The 20,744-nt window shown below is 58.8% G+C and carries 22 protein-coding genes and 2 tRNA genes; 12 read left to right on the top strand and 12 right to left on the bottom strand.

All coding sequences use genetic code 11. The features are described from left to right. Positions 1–2: 2 nt before the first annotated feature. From FTO60_RS15525 to dapF, 5 genes are read right to left on the bottom strand one after another with little or no spacing between them, the layout of a single operon-like run. The gene (locus FTO60_RS15525; RefSeq protein WP_148056802.1) at positions 3–605 is read right to left on the bottom strand and encodes a glutathione S-transferase; all 603 of its coding nucleotides are present in this window, start codon (positions 603–605) and stop codon (positions 3–5) included. 22 nt (positions 606–627) lie between these two features. Further along, positions 628–1,251, bottom strand: coding sequence for an FMN-binding negative transcriptional regulator (locus FTO60_RS15520; protein ID WP_148056801.1), 624 nt, complete (start codon positions 1,249–1,251; stop codon positions 628–630). A gap of 15 nt (positions 1,252–1,266) precedes the next feature. Then, positions 1,267–1,899, bottom strand: a complete 633-nt coding sequence (locus FTO60_RS15515) for a glutathione S-transferase (protein ID WP_148056800.1) — start codon at positions 1,897–1,899, stop codon at positions 1,267–1,269. Between the two features lie 42 nt (positions 1,900–1,941). Further along, on the bottom strand, positions 1,942–3,195 hold the full coding sequence (mtaB, locus tag FTO60_RS15510) for a tRNA (N(6)-L-threonylcarbamoyladenosine(37)-C(2))-methylthiotransferase MtaB (protein WP_148056799.1): 1,254 nt from the start codon (positions 3,193–3,195) through the stop codon (positions 1,942–1,944). Next, a complete protein-coding gene (gene dapF, locus FTO60_RS15505) occupies positions 3,192–3,971 on the bottom strand; it encodes a diaminopimelate epimerase (RefSeq protein ID WP_254696828.1) in 780 nt (259 codons plus the stop codon). The genes mtaB and dapF overlap by 4 nt, the downstream gene beginning before the upstream one ends. A 131-nt stretch (positions 3,972–4,102) precedes the next feature. On the opposite strand from dapF, the gene FTO60_RS15500 reads away from it, so the two are divergent. The 3 genes from FTO60_RS15500 to xylA all read left to right on the top strand — a co-directional run bounded on the left by FTO60_RS15500 (position 4,103) and on the right by xylA (position 8,081). Next, a tRNA-Lys gene (locus FTO60_RS15500) sits at positions 4,103–4,178 on the top strand. A 199-nt stretch (positions 4,179–4,377) separates the two neighbouring features. Continuing rightward, a complete protein-coding gene (locus FTO60_RS15495) occupies positions 4,378–6,759 on the top strand; it encodes a glycoside hydrolase family 3 N-terminal domain-containing protein (RefSeq protein ID WP_148056797.1) in 2,382 nt (793 codons plus the stop codon). Between the two features lie 14 nt (positions 6,760–6,773). Then, complete coding sequence (xylA, locus tag FTO60_RS15490) at positions 6,774–8,081, top strand: xylose isomerase (RefSeq protein ID WP_148056796.1); 1,308 nt, start codon at positions 6,774–6,776, stop codon at positions 8,079–8,081. On the opposite strand, the gene FTO60_RS15485 is transcribed toward xylA, so the two are convergent. Then, a complete protein-coding gene (locus FTO60_RS15485) occupies positions 8,078–9,103 on the bottom strand; it encodes a LacI family DNA-binding transcriptional regulator (RefSeq protein ID WP_148056795.1) in 1,026 nt (341 codons plus the stop codon). The genes xylA and FTO60_RS15485 overlap by 4 nt on opposite strands. Positions 9,104–9,220: 117 nt before the next feature. On the opposite strand from FTO60_RS15485, the gene FTO60_RS15480 reads away from it, so the two are divergent. Next, positions 9,221–9,297, top strand: a tRNA-Arg gene (locus FTO60_RS15480). A 122-nt stretch (positions 9,298–9,419) separates the two neighbouring features. Beyond that, positions 9,420–9,728, top strand: a complete 309-nt coding sequence (locus FTO60_RS15475) for a hypothetical protein (protein ID WP_148056794.1) — start codon at positions 9,420–9,422, stop codon at positions 9,726–9,728. Between the two features lie 14 nt (positions 9,729–9,742). Here FTO60_RS15475 and FTO60_RS15470 read toward each other — a convergent pair whose 3' ends face one another. The 3 genes from FTO60_RS15470 to FTO60_RS15460 are packed head-to-tail and all read right to left on the bottom strand — an operon-like array spanning position 9,743 to position 11,434. Further along, a complete protein-coding gene (locus tag FTO60_RS15470; RefSeq protein ID WP_172623914.1) occupies positions 9,743–10,426 on the bottom strand; it encodes a hypothetical protein in 684 nt (227 codons plus the stop codon). Between the two features lie 50 nt (positions 10,427–10,476). Continuing rightward, positions 10,477–11,181, bottom strand: a complete 705-nt coding sequence (locus FTO60_RS15465; protein WP_172623913.1) for a hypothetical protein — start codon at positions 11,179–11,181, stop codon at positions 10,477–10,479. Further along, positions 11,153–11,434 carry a hypothetical protein gene (locus FTO60_RS15460; protein ID WP_148056792.1) on the bottom strand — a complete coding sequence of 94 codons (282 nt, stop codon included), beginning with the start codon at positions 11,432–11,434 and terminating at the stop codon, positions 11,153–11,155. Before FTO60_RS15460 ends, FTO60_RS15465 begins: the two co-directional genes overlap by 29 nt. Positions 11,435–11,601: 167 nt before the next feature. Here FTO60_RS15460 and FTO60_RS15455 point away from each other — a divergent pair, with 167 nt between their 5' ends. The 4 genes from FTO60_RS15455 to galE all read left to right on the top strand — a co-directional run bounded on the left by FTO60_RS15455 (position 11,602) and on the right by galE (position 15,132). Beyond that, positions 11,602–12,006 (top strand): hypothetical protein, encoded by a 405-nt coding sequence (locus FTO60_RS15455; RefSeq protein WP_148056791.1) that lies wholly within the window; start codon positions 11,602–11,604, stop codon positions 12,004–12,006. A gap of 116 nt (positions 12,007–12,122) precedes the next feature. Then, on the top strand, positions 12,123–12,758 hold the full coding sequence (locus tag FTO60_RS15450) for a ribonuclease HII (protein WP_148056790.1): 636 nt from the start codon (positions 12,123–12,125) through the stop codon (positions 12,756–12,758). Between the two features lie 87 nt (positions 12,759–12,845). Continuing rightward, positions 12,846–13,955: a site-specific DNA-methyltransferase gene (locus FTO60_RS15445; RefSeq protein WP_148056789.1), complete on the top strand. Its 1,110-nt coding sequence runs from the start codon at positions 12,846–12,848 to the stop codon at positions 13,953–13,955. A gap of 154 nt (positions 13,956–14,109) precedes the next feature. Further along, positions 14,110–15,132, top strand: coding sequence for a UDP-glucose 4-epimerase GalE (galE, locus tag FTO60_RS15440; RefSeq protein WP_148056788.1), 1,023 nt, complete (start codon positions 14,110–14,112; stop codon positions 15,130–15,132). Here galE and FTO60_RS15435 read toward each other — a convergent pair. Then, positions 15,129–16,262, bottom strand: coding sequence for an alkane 1-monooxygenase (locus tag FTO60_RS15435; RefSeq protein WP_148056787.1), 1,134 nt, complete (start codon positions 16,260–16,262; stop codon positions 15,129–15,131). The two genes, galE and FTO60_RS15435, sit on opposite strands and share 4 nt — an antisense overlap. A 51-nt stretch (positions 16,263–16,313) precedes the next feature. Further along, positions 16,314–17,366, bottom strand: a complete 1,053-nt coding sequence (gene mutY / locus FTO60_RS15430; protein ID WP_302849692.1) for an A/G-specific adenine glycosylase — start codon at positions 17,364–17,366, stop codon at positions 16,314–16,316. A 68-nt stretch (positions 17,367–17,434) separates the two neighbouring features. Between mutY and FTO60_RS15425 the strand changes: the two genes are divergently transcribed. Genes FTO60_RS15425 through FTO60_RS15415 form a run of 3 tightly spaced genes read left to right on the top strand, consistent with a single transcriptional unit; the run spans position 17,435 to position 19,750 of the window. Beyond that, entirely contained in the window at positions 17,435–17,959 is a 525-nt protein-coding gene (locus tag FTO60_RS15425) for a DUF721 domain-containing protein (protein WP_148056786.1), read from the top strand. A 1-nt stretch (position 17,960) separates the two neighbouring features. Continuing rightward, positions 17,961–18,623: a DsbA family protein gene (locus tag FTO60_RS15420; protein ID WP_148056785.1), complete on the top strand. Its 663-nt coding sequence runs from the start codon at positions 17,961–17,963 to the stop codon at positions 18,621–18,623. Then, entirely contained in the window at positions 18,623–19,750 is a 1,128-nt protein-coding gene (locus FTO60_RS15415) for a CaiB/BaiF CoA-transferase family protein (protein ID WP_148056784.1), read from the top strand. The genes FTO60_RS15420 and FTO60_RS15415 overlap by 1 nt, the downstream gene beginning before the upstream one ends. Here FTO60_RS15415 and lpxK read toward each other — a convergent pair. Beyond that, a complete protein-coding gene (lpxK, locus tag FTO60_RS15410; protein WP_148056783.1) occupies positions 19,737–20,741 on the bottom strand; it encodes a tetraacyldisaccharide 4'-kinase in 1,005 nt (334 codons plus the stop codon). The genes FTO60_RS15415 and lpxK overlap by 14 nt on opposite strands. Positions 20,742–20,744 lie beyond the last annotated feature (3 nt).

Genomic DNA, 20,744 nt, shown 5'->3' with positions numbered 1-20,744 from the left:
GTTTATACCGGCGCTGTCAGTTTCATCGAATCGCGCTGCGCAAACGTTGTATACCACGTGGCGAGCGTGTCGTTTGCGCCGCGCCAGTCCCGTTCGGGGTGCCTGAAATCAAGATAGCCCAGCGCGCAGCCTACAGCGATATGTGACATATCAAGAGGGCCGTTCAGGTGGCTCATCCATCGGGTATTGATCGCGGCAAGGGCGCGCGTGATTTTGGCCCACTGCGCTTCAATCCAGTCACCGCTTGCGCCTTCGGTGCCCTTGAAACGGGCCTCATAGACCATGCCGACAGCGGCATCCATGATCGCATCACCGGTCGCTTCAAGGGTCAGGACTTCCCAGATGCGTGTGTGAGGGTAGAGAGGGCCATTCACCCGTTCATTCAGGAAGCGCGTGATGACGCGGCTGTCGTATATGGCAGGGCCATCGTCGCGAACAAGCGCGGGAATTTTGCCAAGCGGATTGGCAGAAATGGCTACCGGATCAGAAACAAGCGGCGTGGTGGACACATTCACCTCTTCGACCGCGTCCTGCTGGCCGGTTTCGATTATCATCGCGCGGACCTTGCGCACAAACGGCGAGGGAGGAGACATGATCAGTTGCATGGGGGCCTTTCAGGTTGGCGCGTCAGTCGCGCGGTGGGGCAAGCATCAAGGCGGCAAGCATGGCAGGTTCGCTACCTATACCATAGCCGTTCACGAAACCGGCGGCGCTTTCGCGCACCGTGTCGGGTTTATTCTGGTTCAGTTTCCACGTGCCATCGACGCTTTCAACCCGCATCCGGAACGGTACAATTTGACGCATCATCTTTTCCAGCACGTCGGGGGTCATTTTGGCGGTGGTCCAGGGCGCTTTCGGCGCCAATTGATCCTCGAAACGGGCCGACTGGCGGTCAATCACATCGCGCAACTCGCTGTCGGGCAGGCGCTCCAACGTGCCACGCAGATGCACGGCGACATAATTCCACGTCGGCACCTGATCAGTGACACCATACCAGTCGGGCGAAATATAGCTGTCCGGCCCGGTTACAGCGATCACGGCCCTGACGGGGGCATCCAGCGCGCGGGCAATCGGGTTTGAACGCACAAGATGTAGATCAAGGCTTTGATTGTTCTCGGCCAGCAGGAAAGGGACATGCGACATCAATGGCCCGTCATCACCGTTGATCGACAGCGCCCCGAAACTGCGATCACGGGCAAAGTCGAAATTGCGACTTGCGTCCGTCTTGCGGAAAATCGGGTTGGGGTGCATCGGCCTCTCCTGTGGTCAGGGGAAATGAACGGTATCCTGCCCCGCTTGCCAAGGGGGGTATTTGGTCATGATGCTGACAAAAGCGTCCGATGTCAGGAAGGCCTCAAGCCAGCGGATCAGATTTGGCCAAGGCTGTGCATCAAACCACGCGTGGTCAATATTGGCGAATTGCCGCACGAAGGGCGCGATGGCCATATCCGCCAATTTCGGGGATGGGCCAAACAGATAGGGCTGATCACCCAAGCGGTCGTTCAGGTCATGCAGGAAGTGCGCCGCCTTGACGCGTTCCACCGCCGTGTCAAGGTCAGGGTAGCGCACCGCATACTTCGTGTGATCCAGCGCCGTCTTGAACGGCCCATCACATCTGTCGATCAGCACGTGCCCCGCTGGCGGCATGTCCAGCCAGCCTTCGGGATCGTTCTGGCCCAGCGCCCAGACCATCACATCGCGGCTTTCCTCGATCACCGTTTTGCCCGTGTCGATTACCGGCACAGTGCCCTTGGGCGAGGACGCCAGAAACGCGGCCGGTTTGTCGCGCAACAGGATTTCGCGCAGGTCCACCTGCACGCCTGCGCTTTGGATCGCAAGGCGCGCGCGCATGGCATAGGGGCAGCGCCTGAATGTCCAAAGGATCGGAAGGTTTGCCATATCAGGAGCCTCCGGCGGGAGTTGTATTGGCCAAGATGAAGTTCAAGCGGTCAGTTGATGACCTGACTGGCCGGTGATCACGGCTGAGATGATTGCACTTTCAGGGTGGTCGCTGGCGAAAGAAACTTCGGTGAATTGTTCGGTGCGGCCCATTCGGGTGTTCTCCATCAGGATGTGATGGGTTTTACCCTGCTGCGCGGCAAGATGGCGCTGCACTTGCGCGTCACCCGCAGCGCGCAGGCGGGCGGCCCGGGTCTTGATGTCTTTGCCGTTCACCGCGGGCATTTTCGCGGCGGGAGTGCCTTGGCGCGCGGAATAGGGAAAAACATGCAGCCAGGTGAGGGCGCAATCATCCACGAGTTTCAGTGAGTTTTCGAAATGCGCTTCGGTTTCGGTCGGGAAACCGGCGATGATATCCGCGCCAAAGGTCATATCGGGGCGCAGTTTGCGCGCATCTTCCGAGAATTTGATTGCATCATCGCGCAGGTGGCGGCGTTTCATCCGCTTGAGGATCAGGTCGTCGCCGTGTTGCAGGCTAAGGTGCAGGTGAGGCATCAGGCGCGGTTCGGTGGCGATGGCCAGCATCAGGTTATCGTCCACTTCGATACTGTCGATACTGCTGATCCGCAGGCGGCGCAGATCAGGCACAAGGCGCAGGATGCGCATGACCAGATCGCCAAGTTTGGGCTGAGCGGGCAGGTCGATACCCCAACTTGTCAGATCGACGCCGGTGAGGACGACTTCGTTATAGCCGCGATCCACAAGGCGTTTGATCTGATCGACAACAACGCCAGCGGGGACCGAGCGGGAATTGCCGCGCCCGTATGGGATGATGCAGAAGGTGCAGCGATGATCGCAGCCGTTCTGGACCTGAACATAGGCCCGGCTTCGGGTGCCGAAGCCGTCGATCAGGTGGCCTGCGGTTTCGGTAACCGACATGATGTCATCAACCTGCACGGGTTCGGTCGTGCCGATCAGGTCGGGGGTCATGCCTGCCCAAGTGGCCGCCTGCATCTTTTCAGTATTGCCGATGACGCGGGATACTTCGGGCATGGCCGCGAATGTCGCCGGTTCGGTCTGTGCGGCGCAGCCTGTGACGATCACGGTCGCATCGGGATTCTCGCGGCGCAGTTTGCGGATTTCCTGTTTGGCTTTGCGCACGGCCTCGGCGGTGACGGCGCAGGTGTTCACGACCACGGCGTTTTGCACGCCAGCGGTGGTGGCCAGTTCCTTCATTGCCTCGGTTTCATAGGCGTTGAGGCGGCAGCCAAGGGTGGTGAATTTCGGAGCGGTCATGGGCGCCATACACCGTCAAAGACATGGGCCGTTGGGCCGGACATCCAGATGCCATCGTCGCGCCAGTCAATCATGATCTGGCCACCATCAAGATCCATCGTGACCTGGCCGTTGACCAAGCCGCGCCGCCGTGCGGCAACGGCAGTCGCACAGGATGACGACCCGGATGCCAGCGTGACGCCCGCGCCCCTTTCCCAGACCCGCATGCGAATGTGGTTTTCACCGATGATACTGGCGAACTGGACATTCGTGCGTTGCGGGAAAAGCGGATCATGTTCGAACCGCGGGCCTTCGGTTTCAAGTTCGATCGCTTCGGCGTCATCGACAAAGAACGTGCAATGGGGGTTGCCCATTCCTGTCGCCACGGGCTGTCCGGGCAGGGGGAGCTTCAACGTGTCCATTTCGCGGGCCAGCGGGATGTCCTGCCATTCCAGCGAGGGATGTCCCATGTTGACCGTGATCGTGCCGTCTAGATCGCGCGCCAGATGCGCGCCCCGTTCAGTCGTCACGGTCACCTCGGTCACGCCTTTTTCCTGCATCAGGTAGCGAGCGATGCAGCGTGTCGCGTTTCCGCAGGTCGCCGAATGGGAGCCATCGCTGTTCCAGAATGTCAGATGTGCGTCACCATCCGGACTGTTCGAAATGACCGCCAGTTGATCGAATCCGATACCACGATGCCGATCAGCCATCGCCATGACAACGGGTTGCGTGGCGCGCACGATGCCATCGCGTTCGTCGATGACGACAAAGTCGTTGCCGAGACCGTGCATCTTCATGAACGGCAGGCCTGAGGGGGTCTGTCCTTGGTGCATGGGGGGCATATAGACTCCGCGTGAATATGAATCCAGAGGTAGGTGCATTTGGGGGTTGACCCCATGTGTTGCGCTTTCTAGATAGCGCCCCTAGTGGGCCGTTAGCTCAGTTGGTAGAGCAACTGACTTTTAATCAGTAGGTCGATGGTTCGAACCCATCACGGCTCACCATTTTTTCACTGAATATCAGGCGTTGGGGTTTGTTGGTGCGGTGGAATTGCCGCTGTGCAATCCGCTCTGGGCCCGCGTCCAAAGAATCGCTGTTCCCGGAGGACCGAGCGTTTGACGCGTAAATGCTGTTTGTGCCGCAAGTCTGGTTTGTTCACTATTGTAGCTGTGCTAGCATTTTGGCGGTGGGGGGCTTGAAAAAATGACCTATCGTGACGCAGGTCAGCCGGTTGATGACAGAGTCGTTGATCTGCTTGACCGGATGACGCTGGACGAAAAGATTGCGCAGCTTCATGCCTTGTGGCTGCATTTGTCCGAGGATGGCAATCACACGGTGCGCAGCGATGCGTTCACGGGCGCGAGTGATGGGCAAAGTGTGAATGCTGCGCTGACCCACGGGCTTGGCCAGATCACCCGCCCCCTTGGCACCCGTGCGGTTGCGCCGCAAGCAGGTGTGCGCGCGCTGAATGCCCTACAGCGGTTTCTGGTCGAGCAAACCCGCCTTGGCATACCTGTGCTGGCCCACGAGGAATGCTTGTCAGGTCTGATGGGTGATGGTGCGACGCTGTTCCCGTCCTCGCTCGCTTATGGGGCGACGTGGAATCCCGACCTGATCAAACAGGTTGGCGCGGCGATTGGTGCTGAGTGCCTGTCGGTTGGTGCGCGTCAGGGTCTTGCGCCCGTACTTGATGTGGCCCGCGATGCCCGCTGGGGCCGGACCGAGGAAACCTTTGCCGAAGATCCCTATCTGACGGGTGTTTTGGCGACGAAATATGTGCAGGGCCTACAGGGCGAGGACCGTCAGGTGCTGGCAACCCTCAAGCATTATGTCGGGCATTCCTACAGCGAAGGCGGGCGTAACCATGCGCCGGTGCACATGGGCTGGCGCGAGTTGAACGACGATTTCTTGCTGCCGTTCGAGATGGCCGTCAAGTTGGGCAATGCCGGGTCGGTGATGCCGGCCTATCACGATATTGATGGCGAACCTGTCCATGCCTCGGGCCACCTGCTGACCGAAGTTTTGCGCAATCAGTGGGGCTTTGATGGGTTGATCGTTGCGGACTATATCGGTGTGAGCCTGCTGCACACCCATCACGGTGTAGCGGCGGATGCGGCCGAAGCGGCAGCGCTGGCGTTCAATGCAGGTCTGGACGTTGAACTGCCCGGTGACGATTGCGCACCGCATCTGCGTGCGGCCCTTGATCGCGGGCTGATTTCGATGGACACGATCGACGCCGCCGTTGGCCGCGTGTTGCGCGAAAAGTTCCGGTTGGGGTTGTTCGAGCACCCCTATGTGGACGATGCGGCGATTGCCCTTGCCCAGCAGCCCGCACTTGATCTTGCACGCGAGGTCGCGTCGCAATCGGTGACGATCCTGGACAATAACGGTGTGCTGCCGCTGGATCCGACAGCGCGGATCGCCGTGATAGGCCCGACTGCGGATGATCCTTTGGCGATGCTGGGCGATTACAGTTTTCCGGTGCATCTGATCAATCTGGATCGACCTGGCAATGCAGATCGGGTTGTCACGCCGCTTGCAGGGCTGCGTGCCGCGCTGGGCGACGAAAACGTTGCCTTTGCGCAGGGCTGTTTCATTCTGGAAACCCGCAGCGCCGGTGCGCCAGTCTTTCCCGGTGACGTGTCCGATAGCACGACCCTTGATCAAACGTCGCCCCTGTCCACGCGGCGCGACCTGATCCCCGAAGCGGTGGCCGCGGCCAGTGCCGCCGATATTGCGGTGGTCTGTGTCGGTGATCTTTCCGGCATTTTCCAGACCGGCACGGTTGGCGAAGGGTCCGACGTTGATACGCTTGATCTGCCCGGCATTCAGCAAGAGCTGCTGGCGGCAGTGGTTGCGACGGGAACGCCCGTGGTTGTCGTGCTGACAAGCGGGCGACCCTATACACTTGGCGGGCTTGAGGGCGCGCTGGCAGCGCAAGTCATGGCGTTTTTCGGCGGTGAGCAGGGCGGTGCGGCATTAGCTGATGTTTTGACCGGGGCGGTCGAACCCTCGGGACGATTGACGATTTCGGTGCCGCGCAGTGCTGGCGCCGCGCCCTATTACTACAATCACAAATTCAAGGCGTCCGGGACGCCTATCGCGCGGCATTTCGGCAGCCAGTATCCGTTTGGGCACGGGCTTGGCTATACCAGCTTTGCCTATAGCGATCTGTCGCTTGCGGCCGATCCGGTGGATATTGACACTGGCACCATCGATCTGTCTTTCACCCTGACCAACACGGGCGCGCGGGCGGGTGTTGACGTGCCGCAGCTTTATGTGCGCGACAGACTGGCGTTCTTTGTACGGCCCGTGAAGGAGCTCAAGGCCTTTGGTCGGGTGAACCTGCCTGCGGGCAGGGCTGCGCGCGTCACCTTTCGCGTGCCCGTGGACATGCTGAATTTTACCGGCGCAGCGGGCAAACGGATCGTTGAACCGGGGGATTTTGATCTGATGATCGGTGCTTCTAGCAATGACATAAAACTGGAAACGCGCGTGACAGTCACCGGCAATACCCGCACACTTGCGACCCATTGGCGGATGGAAAGCGATTGCAAGGTGCAGCCGCTGCGGCGCCGCCCATAGTGAAAGGACAACTGATGGCGACCGGATTTTTTAACGGCCTCAACAAGGTCACCTTTGAAGGGGCCGACAGCACAAACCCGCTAGCCTTTCGTCACTATGACGCCGATGCGGTGATCATGGGCAAGCGGATGGAAGACCATCTGCGATTTGCCGTTGCGTGGTGGCATTCTTTTGCGTGGGAAGGCGGTGATCCTTTTGGTAGTCAAACGTTTGAGCGCCCGTGGCACCCCCAGGACAACATGGCCAACGCCCGCCTCAAGGCTGATGTGGCGTTTGAGATGTTTGATCTGCTGGATGTGCCTTACTTTTGCTGGCACGATCTGGACCTGCGCCCGGATCAGGGTAATTTTGCCGATAACCTCGCGACCCTGAACGAGATCACGGATTACATCGCCGACAAGATGGCATCGGCCAAAGCGGGCTGCCTTTGGGGCACTGCGAATATGTTTAGCCATCGGCGCTGGATGTCAGGCGCGTCGACAAATCCTGACCCGGATGTCTTTGCCTTTGCCGCTGCGACCGTCAAAAGCAATATGGACGCGACCCACAAATTGGGCGGGCAGAATTATGTGTTGTGGGGTGGGCGTGAAGGCTATGAAACCCTGCTCAATACAGACCTCCGGCAAGAGATGGACCACATGGGCCGGTTCCTCAACATGGTGGTCGATTACAAACACAAGATTGGCTTCAAGGGCACGATTTTGGTCGAACCAAAGCCGCAGGAACCTTCAAAGCACCAGTATGACTTTGATGCGGCGACCTGTATCGGCTTCCTGCGGAAATACGGGCTTGAGCGCGAAGTGAAGCTGAACCTTGAACAGGGTCACGCGATTTTGGCGGGCCATTCGTTTGAACACGAACTGGCGGTGGCTGCCTCCGAAGGGATGCTGGGCAGCATCGACATGAATCGCAACGACTACCAATCGGGCTGGGACACGGACCAGTTTCCCAACAATGTCCCCGAGGTTGCGCTGGCATACTATCATGTGCTGAACGCGGGCGGGTTTGATACGGGCGGCACCAATTTTGACGCGAAACTACGGCGTCAGTCGCTTGATCCGCAAGACCTGATTGCGGCGCATGTCGGTGGGATGGATATCTGCGCACGCGGCCTCAAGGCGGCGGCGGCAATGATCGAGGACGGCGGGCTAAGCGACGTGTTGCGCGATCGTTATGCCGGGTGGGACAACCCCGAAGCGCAAGCGATGCTTGGCAGTGACCTTGGGGCGATCACGCAGCGCGTTCTGGACCTGGGGATCAATCCCGCCCCGCAGTCGGGCCGTCAGGAAATGCTTGAAAACTACGTAAACCGGTTCGTTTAACGGCGACGCAGCGTGTCACCAAGGCTTAGCGTGGGGCTAAGTTCGATCCGCTCGCCCTCTGGTTCGGTCGGGTCGGTGTTGCGGCGCGCGATAATTTCGGCCGCCTTCTGGCCGATGTCACGACGGCAGGCATCCATCGTGGCCAACTGGCGGGGCAGGCCGTCCAACAGCTCAACGCCATTGAACCCGGCGAGGCCGATTTGGGTCGGGATATCGACACCTTTTTCCAGCAGGTAGAGCAACCCGCCAGCGCCGATCATGTCGTTGGAATAATACAAGAAATCGATGTCGGGCGTGCGATTCAACATGGCCTGGGTCATCTCGCGACCCTTGGCTAGCGCCGATCCACCTGAATAAAACTCCTGATCCGCGATCTCGATCCCCGACTTGGCGAGGGTTTGCGTAAATCCTTCGAACCGTTTGCGGGCGCGGTGATCAAGCGGCATTTTCGTTCCCAGGAAACCGATCCGCTTGTAGCCCGCTTTCAGGATTTCCTCGGCCATGATCCGGCCCGCGCGGCGATGGGAAATGCCCACGCTTGCGTCGATCGCTTCGCCGTCTACATCCATGATTTCCACAACGGGAATATCGGCCTGCGACAACATTGCGCGCGATGCCTCGGTGTGTTCCAGCCCGGCGATGATCACGCCCGAAGGACGCCACGACAGCATCTCGAACAGGACTTTTTCCTCTTTTTCGGGCATGTAGTTGGTGACGCCAACGACGGGCTGCAAGTCTGTGCCATCAAGGGTCTCCGAAATACCCGACAGCACTTCGGGGAATACCATATTGCCAAGGCTGGGGATGATCACCGCGACAAGGTTCACCCTTTGACTGGCCAGAGCGCCTGCGATCTTGTTGGGCACATAGCCAAGCCGCTTGGCGGCATCCTGCACCTTGATGCGGGTCGCTTCGCTGACGTCACCCTTGTTGCGCAACACGCGGCTGACGGTCATTTCGCTGACGCCGGATGCTTCGGAAACATCCCGCAAGGTAAGTGGTCTTTTGGTCCGTGTGGTCACGCTGTCGCCGCCCTGAAATTTCTTCCCTGCCCCTTGTTACTCTGGCAAGCGCGCCTTGTCCAAGCCCGATGCACAACGTTGACCTTGGCGCCAATTACAGGCATTCACATTCCCCGTGGTCCCGTGGCTCAACTGGATAGAGCAGCCCCCTCCTAAGGGGCAGGTTGCAGGTTCGAATCCTGCCGGGGTCGCCACTTCTTTCGGTTTGAAATGGCTCGTCATTTTGATTTGGCTACCGTTGTGGGCGTTGCCGATGTATGACGATGGTGGATGGATTAAGTGGTAGCGTTTTATGCATCGGGGAAATATCGATCTGATGATCGAATATTCGGTCGCGGTTCTTGCCACGGGTGAGGCAAAAAGCATTTGTGCGCTTGTGCGCGACCTGGCGCGCAAATGGCCGCGCGAGAAGGCGCTGAGCATTTGTTTTGCGATAACGTCTGCGGCGTCTCAGTTCGAGGATCTTGTAAAAGGTCAGGCCGCGCCCGCTGCCTTGGCCTACAAGCTGTCGGCGCTTGTTGCTGCCGACATTCTTGCGATTGAAGCGTTGGGTCGTCATCCGGCTACGGGTCAGGATTTATTGCACTTCTGGCGCCGAGTTGATCCGTATTTCTTTGAGATTTGATGAAATTGCCGCTTCTAGCCGACAAGATCAGCGCACTCGCGAAGGGCCCAGTCAAGAATACGATGGTCTGCCCAGGCTGCCCCTGTCGCCGACGTGAAACCGATATAGGCGCGGTCGGTCGCGAATAGCGCGGCCAAGTCAATATCAAGTGTCAGCAATGCTTCAGTTGGACGTTCGTCATCGCGGCCCAGGCGCAACTCCAGAATTGGATTCCGGTAGTCGACCCAGGCAATCCATGCGCCGCCGTCCTCAAGTTTGCCGGGGACTACGGCAGGAGTTCGGATCACCGACCCGTTTGCGTAAGTGGCAACGATTTCGGTGTGGTTGTCGTTCGGGTCGCCACGATTTCGGTAGGTGTCAAATTCGATGGCAAGGCTTGGTGACGATCCAACATAGCCTATGCCGCCGCCAATACGGCCAAGCTTGGTCGGAGTGTCTTGAAGGACCAGGGCCAGACCGTCGGCTCCGGAATTGCCGGGGTCCGAAATGGCAAAAGTGAATTTGGTCGAGAAAGAACTCAAACAGATCGGATCGGCGCGAAATCCACCCCCGACCTGCCCTGCGAGCGAGGGAACCAGCTGGATTGAACCATCTGCCATCGTCGCATCACCGCTCATAAGGATCGGACCAATTGTTGAGAAACGCATCGTCTGATCGGACTGCGCAGTTGCGATGTTTGCAGCTGCCAGAAAAAGCAATCCGAGTAAGACGAAACGGCAGTGTTGAGCAACTCGCACAGACATCCGGGTCACACCATGCGAATGACATCTTTGTCGATTGCCAGCATATAGCCGCGCCGTGCGATGTTTTTGACCAGCAATTCGCTGATCATCTGGTTGCCAAGGGTGTCGCGGAGGCGCTTGATCCGTGTGGCACCGGCAGCCTCGTCGCAGTCAGCGGCACTTCGCCCTGAAATGACGCCTTCGATCTCGGCACCCGACAGCACTTCGTCGTCCATGCGTGCCTCGGCCAGCACGGACAGGGTTTCGATCGCGGCTTCGGTCAGTTTGAATTCAAAGTTGTTCAGGTAAACGGTGTTCTGGTCACGGCTGATCAGGAGCGAGTTCACCTCGATCCCCTGCCGTTCGATTTTGCCCATCCGCCTGTTCAGCGCCACCAACATCACAAGGAATGCTACGGCGGCGATCAACATGGCCGTGGCAAAGATCAGCAACACGAAGATAACGAAACGGTAGCTGGACAATGTATCGCTGAATGCGGTGCCGGACTGGGCAAGGATTTCCAGCAGCTTGATTTCCGCGTTACCGGTCAGCGTATCGTTTTCGATGAACAGTTGCTCGACCCGCGCATTAAAGGCGTTCGCATCAGGAAGGTTCATGAACAGCAACACCGCCGCGGCGAGCAGAATCAGGACGATCGCCGCGATTCCGGCGGCGACCACGCGGCTGCCTGTCTGGCGCGCTTCAATAGCGGAGGTAGTATTGTCCTGCACTCTCTCTCCTCTCGTCCAGACCGGCATCGTCAAAGACCCCCAGCACGTTCAGCAGTTGCCAGCCGTCTGCCGCAAGCGCGCCCCTAAGCTGCGCCGCTGCATTTTCGACATTACAGGCCCCGTCGATTTCCGCCACCCCGTAGTGGAGGCGCAAGGGATCGTCCTGTTTGGCCTTGTAATCTGCATAGCAGGCGGCCTGCGCGGCCCCTGTCATCAGCCCAAGGGCGAGTATGGATAAGATGAGGTGTTTCATGGGTCCAAGATGCGCCGGAACGCCTGTGATATTCAATAACCGATCCGCCCTGCGGCTTTGTCAGCCGATAGCAGTATGGCGTTATTGTTTGGCATGCATTACCGCCGTCAATCTCCTTTCATCGCGTCGGGCCCGCTGCCCAGGGCGCCCAACCGAAAGGAAACGCTATGTATAAGACAATGATTGCAGGTGCACTTGCCCTGACCCTTGGTATGACCAGCCTTGCCCCGACACAGGTGCGGGCCGAGATTTCAAACGAGGAAGCATGGGGCGCACTATTGGGCTTGTTGGTTCTTGGTGCCGTCATTCGTGAAAGCCGCAAGAACGATCCGGCGCCCGTGGTGAACCCGCGTCCGAACCGCAATGTGATTCCTGCGCAGTGCCTGCGCCGGATCGAAACGCGTCGTGGTGAAACGGTGCGCCTGTTTGGTCGCCGCTGTATGCAGAATAACTATCGCGGGTTTGATCGTCTTCCCGAACGCTGCGAAGTCACGGTGCGCACCGACAATGGCCGCCGCAACGGGTTCCGTCCGCGTTGTTTGCGTCAAGCTGGTTTTCGCTGGAATCGTTAAAGAGGTCGAGCAGAGCGCACCTTCCTCCAGAGGGCGCGTGACAGGGGCAGGGGCGGGTGCTTGGACATGGTCGCCCGCCCCTGTTCTTTTTGGCGGTGATGGTGTTGATTGCGATCATGGCCAAACAGTCCCCCGATTTCAGTTTTGAACAATCCGCGTTTCAGCGCGGGTTGCTACGTGTCGCGGGAGTGGACGAAGTGGGGCGTGGGCCCCTGGCGGGGCCGGTAACGGCAGCGGCTGTGGTGCTGGACCCGGCGAACATTCCGGAGGGCCTGAACGACAGCAAGGCGCTGACGGCCAAACGCCGCGATGTGTTGTTTGATATTATCATGGATGTGGCCGAGGTCAGCATCGCCCATGCGAGTGTCGCCGAGATTGACGCGCTGAATATCCTGCGCGCTAGCCATCTGGCGATGATGCGCGCGATTGCAGGGCTTGGTGGGGTCGATCATCTGCTGATTGATGGCAATATGTTGCCGCGTGATCTGACAGGTTCTGCCGAAGCGATCGTGAAGGGCGATGGGCGATCCGTGTCGATTTCGGCGGCCTCAATTATGGCAAAAGTTTGTCGCGATCGGCTGATGGTGGATTTGGCGCAACAGCATCCTGGCTATGGCTGGGAGACAAACGCCGGATACGGATCGAAAAGCCACATGGCGGCGCTTCAAAATCTTGGTGTGACCCCTCACCATAGACGTTCGTTCAAGCCAGTCCACAATATCTTGTATCAAGAAAAAATCGTAAGTGATTGATTCAATAAAGTTTTTGACACCGAATCGCCTCTGACTCACATTGGGTGCAACCAACGAGCGGATCAACCGCCGGGACAGAGGCAAAAAATGACAACGAAAACCAAGGTTCAGAGTGCGCGAGCGCTCCCTCTCAATACGATTATCGACGGCGACTGCATCGACGTCATGAACAGCCTGCCCGAGGGCAGTGTTGACCTGATTTTTGCGGACCCGCCCTATAACCTGCAACTTCGTGGTGATCTGCATCGCCCTGATAATTCTAAGGTGGACGCGGTTGACGATCACTGGGACCAGTTCGACAGCTTTGCCGCATACGACAAGTTCACACGCGAGTGGCTGGCTGCCGCCCGACGGCTGTTGAAACCCAGTGGCGCCATCTGGGTGATTGGCAGTTATCACAACGTGTTTCGCATGGGCGCTGAATTGCAAAATCAGGGCTTCTGGATTTTGAATGATGTTGTCTGGCGCAAGTCGAACCCGATGCCCAATTTCCGTGGCAAGCGTTTTACCAATGCCCATGAAACGATGATCTGGGCGTCGAAATCCGAAGGCGCGAAATACACCTTCAACTACGAAGCGTTGAAGGCGCTGAACGAAGGCATTCAGATGCGAAGCGACTGGGTGCTGCCGATTTGCACGGGCCACGAACGCATCAAGAATGACGAGGGCGACAAGGCCCATCCGACGCAAAAACCCGAAAGCCTGTTGCACCGTGTTTTGCTGGGCAGCACCAATCCCGGTGATGTGGTCCTCGATCCGTTCTTTGGCACGGGCACCACGGGTGCAGTTGCGAAAATGCTGGGCCGCGATTTTATCGGCATCGAGCGCGAGGCCGAATACCGCGCTGTCGCGGAAAAGCGCATCAGCAAGATTCGCAAGTTTGACAAGGAAGCGCTTGAGGTATCGACATCGAAACGTGCCGAACCGCGGGTGGCATTTGGTGTGCTGGTCGAACGCGGCATGTTGCGCCCCGGCGAGGAGTTATGGAGCATGAACGGCCGTCACAAGGCCAAGGTCCGCGCTGACGGCACCCTGATTGGGGCCGATGTCAAAGGGTCGATCCATCAGGTTGGTGCCGCCTGCGAAGGTGCGCCAAGCTGCAATGGCTGGACATATTGGCAGTTCAAACGCGAGGGCAAGAAAGTCCCGATTGATCTGCTGCGCCAGCAAATCCGCTCGGAAATGCGCGCAAACTAAACTTACAGAATTACCGCCGGTGCCTGTGGCCAAATCCACGGCACTAACTTTCACCCCGCCGTCTATTCGTAGCACGGCGGGGCTTTTTCTTTTGTTTTGCTTGTCCCTTGGGCCGTCCCGCCTTAGGGATTTGGTTAACGAGTATGAGGCGAGAATGAGCAAGACAGTCCTATTGACGGGTGGCGCAGGCTATATCGGGTCACATACCTATCTGGGATTGGTCGCAGCCGGTTACGATGTTGTCATCCTCGATAATTTCTCCAACGCACAGGAAGACGTGCCGCTGCGGCTTGCGCGGATCACCGGATCGCCGGTGAAACTGCACCGTGGTGACGTGCTTGATCCGGTGTTTCTGGCAGGTGTCTTTGCGGCGCACAATTTTGATGCTGTCATTCATTTCGCGGCAAAAAAGGCGGTAGGGGAATCTGTGGCCAAACCGCTGGATTATATCCAGACCAACATCGGCGGTTTTGTGAACCTGTTGCAGGCGATGGATGCGGCTGGTGTGCGCCACATTGTGTTTTCATCAAGCGCAACGGTCTATGGTGATACGCTGGTCCAACCCATTCCCGAAGATCACCCACGCACCTACACCAGCCCCTATGCCTATACCAAGATTTCCGGTGAGCAGATATTGGAGCAACTGGTCGCCGCTGATCCCCGCTGGGCGATCGGAACGTTGCGATACTTCAATCCCGTTGGAGCGCATAATTCGGCGCTGATCGGCGAAGACCCGCAGGATATTCCCAACAATCTGGTGCCCTATATCGCCAAGGTCGCGATGGGTGAATTGCCCCGGCTGCAGGTTTTCGGCGATGATTACGACACACCCGATGGCACCGGATTGCGCGACTATATCCATGTTGAAGACTTGGCTGAGGGCCATGTGCTGTCGGTTAATGCGCTGATCGAAACGGGGCGGTCGCATACGGTAAACCTTGGCACCGGCGAGGGATCGACCGTTCTGGAAGTGCTGCGTGCCTATTCCGATGCCTGCGGCAAGAACCTACCGTTCGAGATCGTGCCGCGTCGCGACGGGGATGTCGCGGTGCTGACGGCCCGCCCTGATCTGGCGCGCGAGATCCTGGGATTCAACGCCACCCGCACGCTGGATGATATGTGCCGATCAAGCTGGGCATGGGTCAGCGGTCAGTTGCGCAACGATCCCAAACCTTAACGGGGCATCGGTGTCGTGCCGTTCTTGTAAGGCTGCCAGTCGGTGATTTCGGGATAATACATCGCCCGCCATTTGCGCACCCGGGGGTTCATCACACGCCGCCAGATCGGTGGCACCATCGCCGCCATCGTCATGATCGGATAGCCGTAGGGCAATTGCGGGGCCTCTGCCTCGCCGTAGGTTTGCAGCAGCGGAAACCGGCGATCGGGCTTGTAGTGATGATCGGAATGGCGTTGTAAATTGATCAGCAGCCAATTTGACGCAAGCTGCGATGCGTTCCACGAATGGCGCGGCAAGACGTGTTCGTATTTGCCGTTTCCCAGATGCTTGCGGGTCAGCCCGTAGTGTTCGACGTAGTTTGTCAGTTCCAATTGCCAAATCGCCACGAAGGCCTGCACCAGGAACAGCCCAAGACCGGCCCAGCCACCGATGATCACGGCGAGGGCGATGAACGCGATTTGCAGCGCCCAATATTTCCAGAACGGGTTGCCGCGGTCATGCCACGGCAGGTTTTTACGTTTCAGCATCGCTTTTTCGGCGCGGAACGCCGAGACAGGTTGTTCGCGGATCACACGGAAAAAGAAGCGGTGGAACCCTTCGTTATATCGTGCAGTCACAGGGTCGCGCGGGGTGCCGACATAGCGGTGATGCACCAGCAGGTGTTCGCTGCGGAAATGGGAGTAGAGCACCATCGCCAGCAACAGATCGCCCATCCAGCGTTCCAGTTTCGGTTTCTGGTGGCAGAGTTCGTGCGCATAAACGATCCCGACCGCGCCGGAAATCACGCCGATCCCAAAGAATAGCACGATCTGTTCCAGCGTCGTCAGATGGCCTGATTGGGTCACATACCAAAGCACGCCAAAGACCGTCACAAACTGGATCGGAAACCAGATGAGCGTGACAAGCTTATACCAGAACAGCTCGTCCTCGGTGGTTTCAAGATCGGCGTTTTCTTCGTAAAGACCCGCGATTCCGTCGATGATCGAAAACAGATACCACGTTGAAATCGGCAGCAGGATCACCGTCCAGCCGCCATAGACCGCACCGATCCATGCAAGCGGGACAAGCGCGAGGGACACCCAGAACGGCAGCGCGCGCGAGAGTTTGGCCATATTGTCGTGCGGGATCATGGGGTGCTCCGGTTATTGTTGCACGCAGGTTATCGCGGGGCCGCACCGCACTCAATCGTGGCGTAGCGTCGCGTCGGCAAGGTCAAACACCTTGCGCATGACGGTGGGCAGATCAGACGGGCGGAAATCGGTCGCGGAGATGAACCGGCCGCGGGACGGCGTTGTATCACTGACGGTCGTCGTGAGAATCTGCAAGCGAAGGTGAAAATGGGTGAAGGTATGGCGGGCCTCAGCGCCCAGATCGGTCCAATCCGCGTCAAGCGGTGGGGCGGGTTGCGGCGCATCGCCCCAATCGGACACGGGCCACCCCAACATCCCGCCCAGCAACCCTTTGTCGGGGCGTGTTTCCAACAGCCATGCCCCATCATCACGCCGCGCGACATAGGCGATGCCAAAGCGCGTTGGCGTTTTCCTTTTTGGGGTCTTTTTTGGCAGGTCTGCGGCTGTTCCCGCGCGCCGCGCCGCGCAGGGTGTCCGCCACGGGCAAATGCCACAGGCGGGCGATTTCGGGGTGCAGATCGTCGCGCCAAGGTCCATCACCGCCTGGGCATAATCGCCCGCGCGCCGGGCGGGTGTGAGGGCGGCTGCCCGCGCGGTTAATTCCCCCTTGGCGGCAGGCAGTGGTGTATCGATATCATGCAGCCGCGCCATGACGCGTTCAACGTTGCCGTCGACGACTGTGGCCGGTTCATCAAAGGCGATCGCGGCGATCGCGGCGGCCGTATAGGGGCCGATACCGGGCAAGGTGATCAGCGCGTCACGGGTGTCAGGAAATGCGCCGCCATGATCAGCGACAACCGCGCGAGCGCACTTCAACAGGTTGCGCGCACGGGCATAATACCCAAGGCCGGCCCATTCCCCCATCACATCCGCATCGGCGGCGCCAGCTAAATCCTGCACTGTTGGCCAGCGCGCGGTGAAGCGTTGGAAATAGTCGCGCACAGCAGCAACGGTGGTTTGTTGCAACATCACCTCGGACAGCCAAATGCGGTAGGGATCGGGGCGTTGACCCTCCTTGCGGTCTGTCGGGGCGACGCGCCACGGCATCACGCGGGCGTGGGCATCATACCAGTCAAGCAGGTCCGCGCTTAGGTCGTCGTGCAATGTTTTTGTCCTTGGATGCAGGGTTTCGCTGGCATGGGCGCGCTGGTGCTTTAGAATAGAGCTCTAGAATGGCAGAACAACGCAAACATAGCACCACACGAGGTTTTTCCCGCGCTGCGTCCTTGATGCAGACACGGATTCGCGGCGCGAGCGAGGCTCGGGGCTTTGCCGTGACCCGCCTTTTGACCCATTGGGCCGAGATTGTCGGCGAAGAAACCGCCCGCATCGCGCATCCCGTCAAAGTTGGCTACGGGCAGGGCGGATTGGGCGCAACGTTGTCGATTTTGACGACCGGGGCGCAGGCGCCCATGCTGGCAATGCAAAAAGACCAGATTCGCGACAAGGTGAATGCCTGCTACGGCTATCGCGCCATTTCACGCGTGCGCATCACCCAGACAGCACCAACAGGATTCGCCGAAGGGCGCGTGGCGTTTGATCACAACCCCAAGGAAAATCCCGGCCCGGACCCAGAGGCGCTTGCCCAGGCTGATATCCTTTCATCCGATGTGGCAAGCGACGATTTGCGCCTTGCACTTCGCGCGCTTGCGGCCAATGTTCTGACCAAGCGGAAACGCCAGAAAAAGGCAGATTGATATGACAAATAAACTCTCAATAGCGGCGCTTGCCCTTGCCATCATCGCAGGTGGCACATGGTTCCTGAGCCGCCCCACGGCACCAACCGATCCATTGTTCGGGGCAGCGTTGGCACAGGACGCCGAAGCCGATACCAGCGGTATCATCGAGATGGTTCAGGGCAGCGAAGACGCCACCGTTGAAGTAATCGAATACGCGTCATTCACTTGCCCGCATTGTGCCAATTTCCACGCTGATCAGTATCCACAGATCAAAGCAAACTACATTGACACCGGCAAGGTCCGCTTTGTTTACCGCGAGATCTATTTTGATCGCCCTGGCCTTTGGGCATCGATGGTCGCGCGCTGTGGTGATCAGATGCGGTTTTTCGGAATCGCCGATATGATCTACGATCAACAGCGCGACTGGGCCAGTGCTGGTGATCCTGCGACGATTGCCAACAGTCTTCGCAACATTGGTAAGATCGCCGGTTTGACGGACGAAGACCTTGATGTCTGCATGGCTGACGCCGAAACGGCGCAGGCGCTTTACACGTGGTCCGAAGCCAACCGCGAAGTGGATAATATCAGCAGCACGCCCAGTTTTGTCATCAACGGCGAACTTTATTCGAACATGGCATATGCCGAGTTTGCAACCATCCTGGACGAAAAGCTGGCTGAATAATGTCCGCCCCGCTTGACGGTTTGAAAGTCGTCGAACTGGCGCGGATATTGGCTGGCCCCTGGGCCGGTCAGACCCTCGCTGACTTGGGGGCCGAGGTGATCAAGGTTGAATCCCCCGATGGCGACGACACCCGCACTTGGGGCGCGCCATTTGCGACCCCGAATGGTGATACATCGGCGGCCTACTTCCATTGCTGCAACCGCGGCAAACGGTCGGTTGTGATCGACTTTCGCACCGTATCGGGGCGGGCGCAGCTACTGAAGCTGATCGCTGACGCTGATATCCTGATTGAGAACTTCAAGGTTGGCGGGCTGGCGAAACACGGGCTTGATTATGACAGCCTGCACGAATTGAATCCGCGACTGATCTATTGCTCGATAACGGGGTTTGGGCAGGATGGCCCTTATGCCGAAAGGGCCGGATACGACTACATCATTCAGGGCATGTCCGGCCTGATGTCGGTCACGGGCGATCCGGCCGGACAACCGCAAAAGGTGGGGGTCGCCTTTACGGATATTTTCACCGGAGTTTATGCCACTACGGCGATTTTGGCGGCGGTGCACCAGCGCGCGGTGACGGGCAAGGGGCAGCACATTGATATGGCATTGATGGATGTCGCGACCGCCGTGATGGCCAATCAGGCGATGAATTACCTGAGTTCCGGCCAGGTGCCGCAGCGTTTGGGGAATGCCCACCCCAATATCGTGCCCTATCAGGTGTTTGAATGTTCTGACGGGCATATCATTATTGCAGTGGGCAATGACGGGCAGTTTCGCAAGTTTTGCACGGTGTTGGGCTTGTCGGATATTGCCGATGATCCCGCCTATGCGACCAACCCCGCGCGCCTGAAGAACCGCGATGCCATCACCGATATTCTGGGGGCGGAAGCAATCAAGATGACCAAGAAGGCGCTTTTGGCCGCCTGCGAGGCGCGTGGTGTTCCGGCGGGGCCGATCAACGCAATGGATGATGTCTTTGCCGATCCGCAGATCGTGCATCGCGGGATGCGGGTTGAACTGGATGGTGTTCCCGGTGTGCGCTCGCCGATCAAGTTTTCTGATGCCGAGCTGAACCTGCGTCATGCCTCGCCGAAACTCGGCGAGGGTCAGGACCTCATCGAGGAGTGATCCCGAGCTTTGCGAGTGCTGTATCAAGGGGGGACCAATCCGATATTTCCAATCGCACCGGAAGCGTCAGCACCTTTGGCCGGAATGATGCAGGCAGGCGGACGGCATCTTTTTCAGTTGTGACCAGTTGGGCGGTGCGGGCCTTGGCTTCAAGTTCGAGGCGTTTCATCAGGGTGTCCGTCAGCGGCTGATGATCGTTCAGCGGTTCACCATGAAGCACCTCGGCGCCAAGGTCGTGCAGGGATTGGAAAAACTTTTCCGGATGGCCGATCCCGGCAAAGGCCAGCACGCGCAGGCCGGTCCACGACATCCCTGTTTCAAGCGGAGCAAGGTGACCGCGCAGATGGGGGGTGCCGTTGATCTGGTCGTGCCAAAGGGTGCCGAACCGGTCCTGATCCTGATGTGATCCGATAGACAATAAGACATCCGCGCGCGCCAGACCGGTCGACACCGGTTCGCGCAGCGGTCCCGCGGGCAAAACCCGCCCATTTCCAAAACCGCGGCGCGCATCAACGACAACCACTGACAGGTCCTTGTGAACAGACGGGTTTTGAAACCCGTCATCCATGACGATTACATCCGCGCCAGCCTCTTGCGCCAAACGCACGCCGGCGGCGCGGTTTCGGGCCACCCAGGTGGGGGCGAAGGCAGCAAGCAAAAGCGGTTCGTCACCGACATCATGGGCGCTGTGCTTGGCGGGATTTACGGCAACTGGCCCCGCAAGCGCGCCGCCGTAACCACGGCTCACGACATGCGGGAGATAGCCCCAGGCGATCAGGCGCTGGACAAGCGCAATGGCCGTAGGGGTCTTGCCGGTGCCGCCCACGTTAATATTGCCAATGCAGATCACCGGCACATCGGCGCGCATCGGCGTCCCCGCGGCCAGTCGGCGCGCGGTTGCCGCGCCATATAGCGCCGCGATCGGCGCAAGGATACGGGCGCGCAGGGCGGGCTTGGCCGGATCGGTAAACCAGAAACGGGGCGTGGCCATGAC

Origin of the sequence: Octadecabacter sp. SW4, from assembly GCF_008065155.1 — a bacterium.
Taxonomy (GTDB): Bacteria; Pseudomonadota; Alphaproteobacteria; order Rhodobacterales; family Rhodobacteraceae; genus SW4.
Note: the sequence above shows the minus strand (reverse complement) of the source record. Positions and strands in the feature narration are given on the sequence as shown.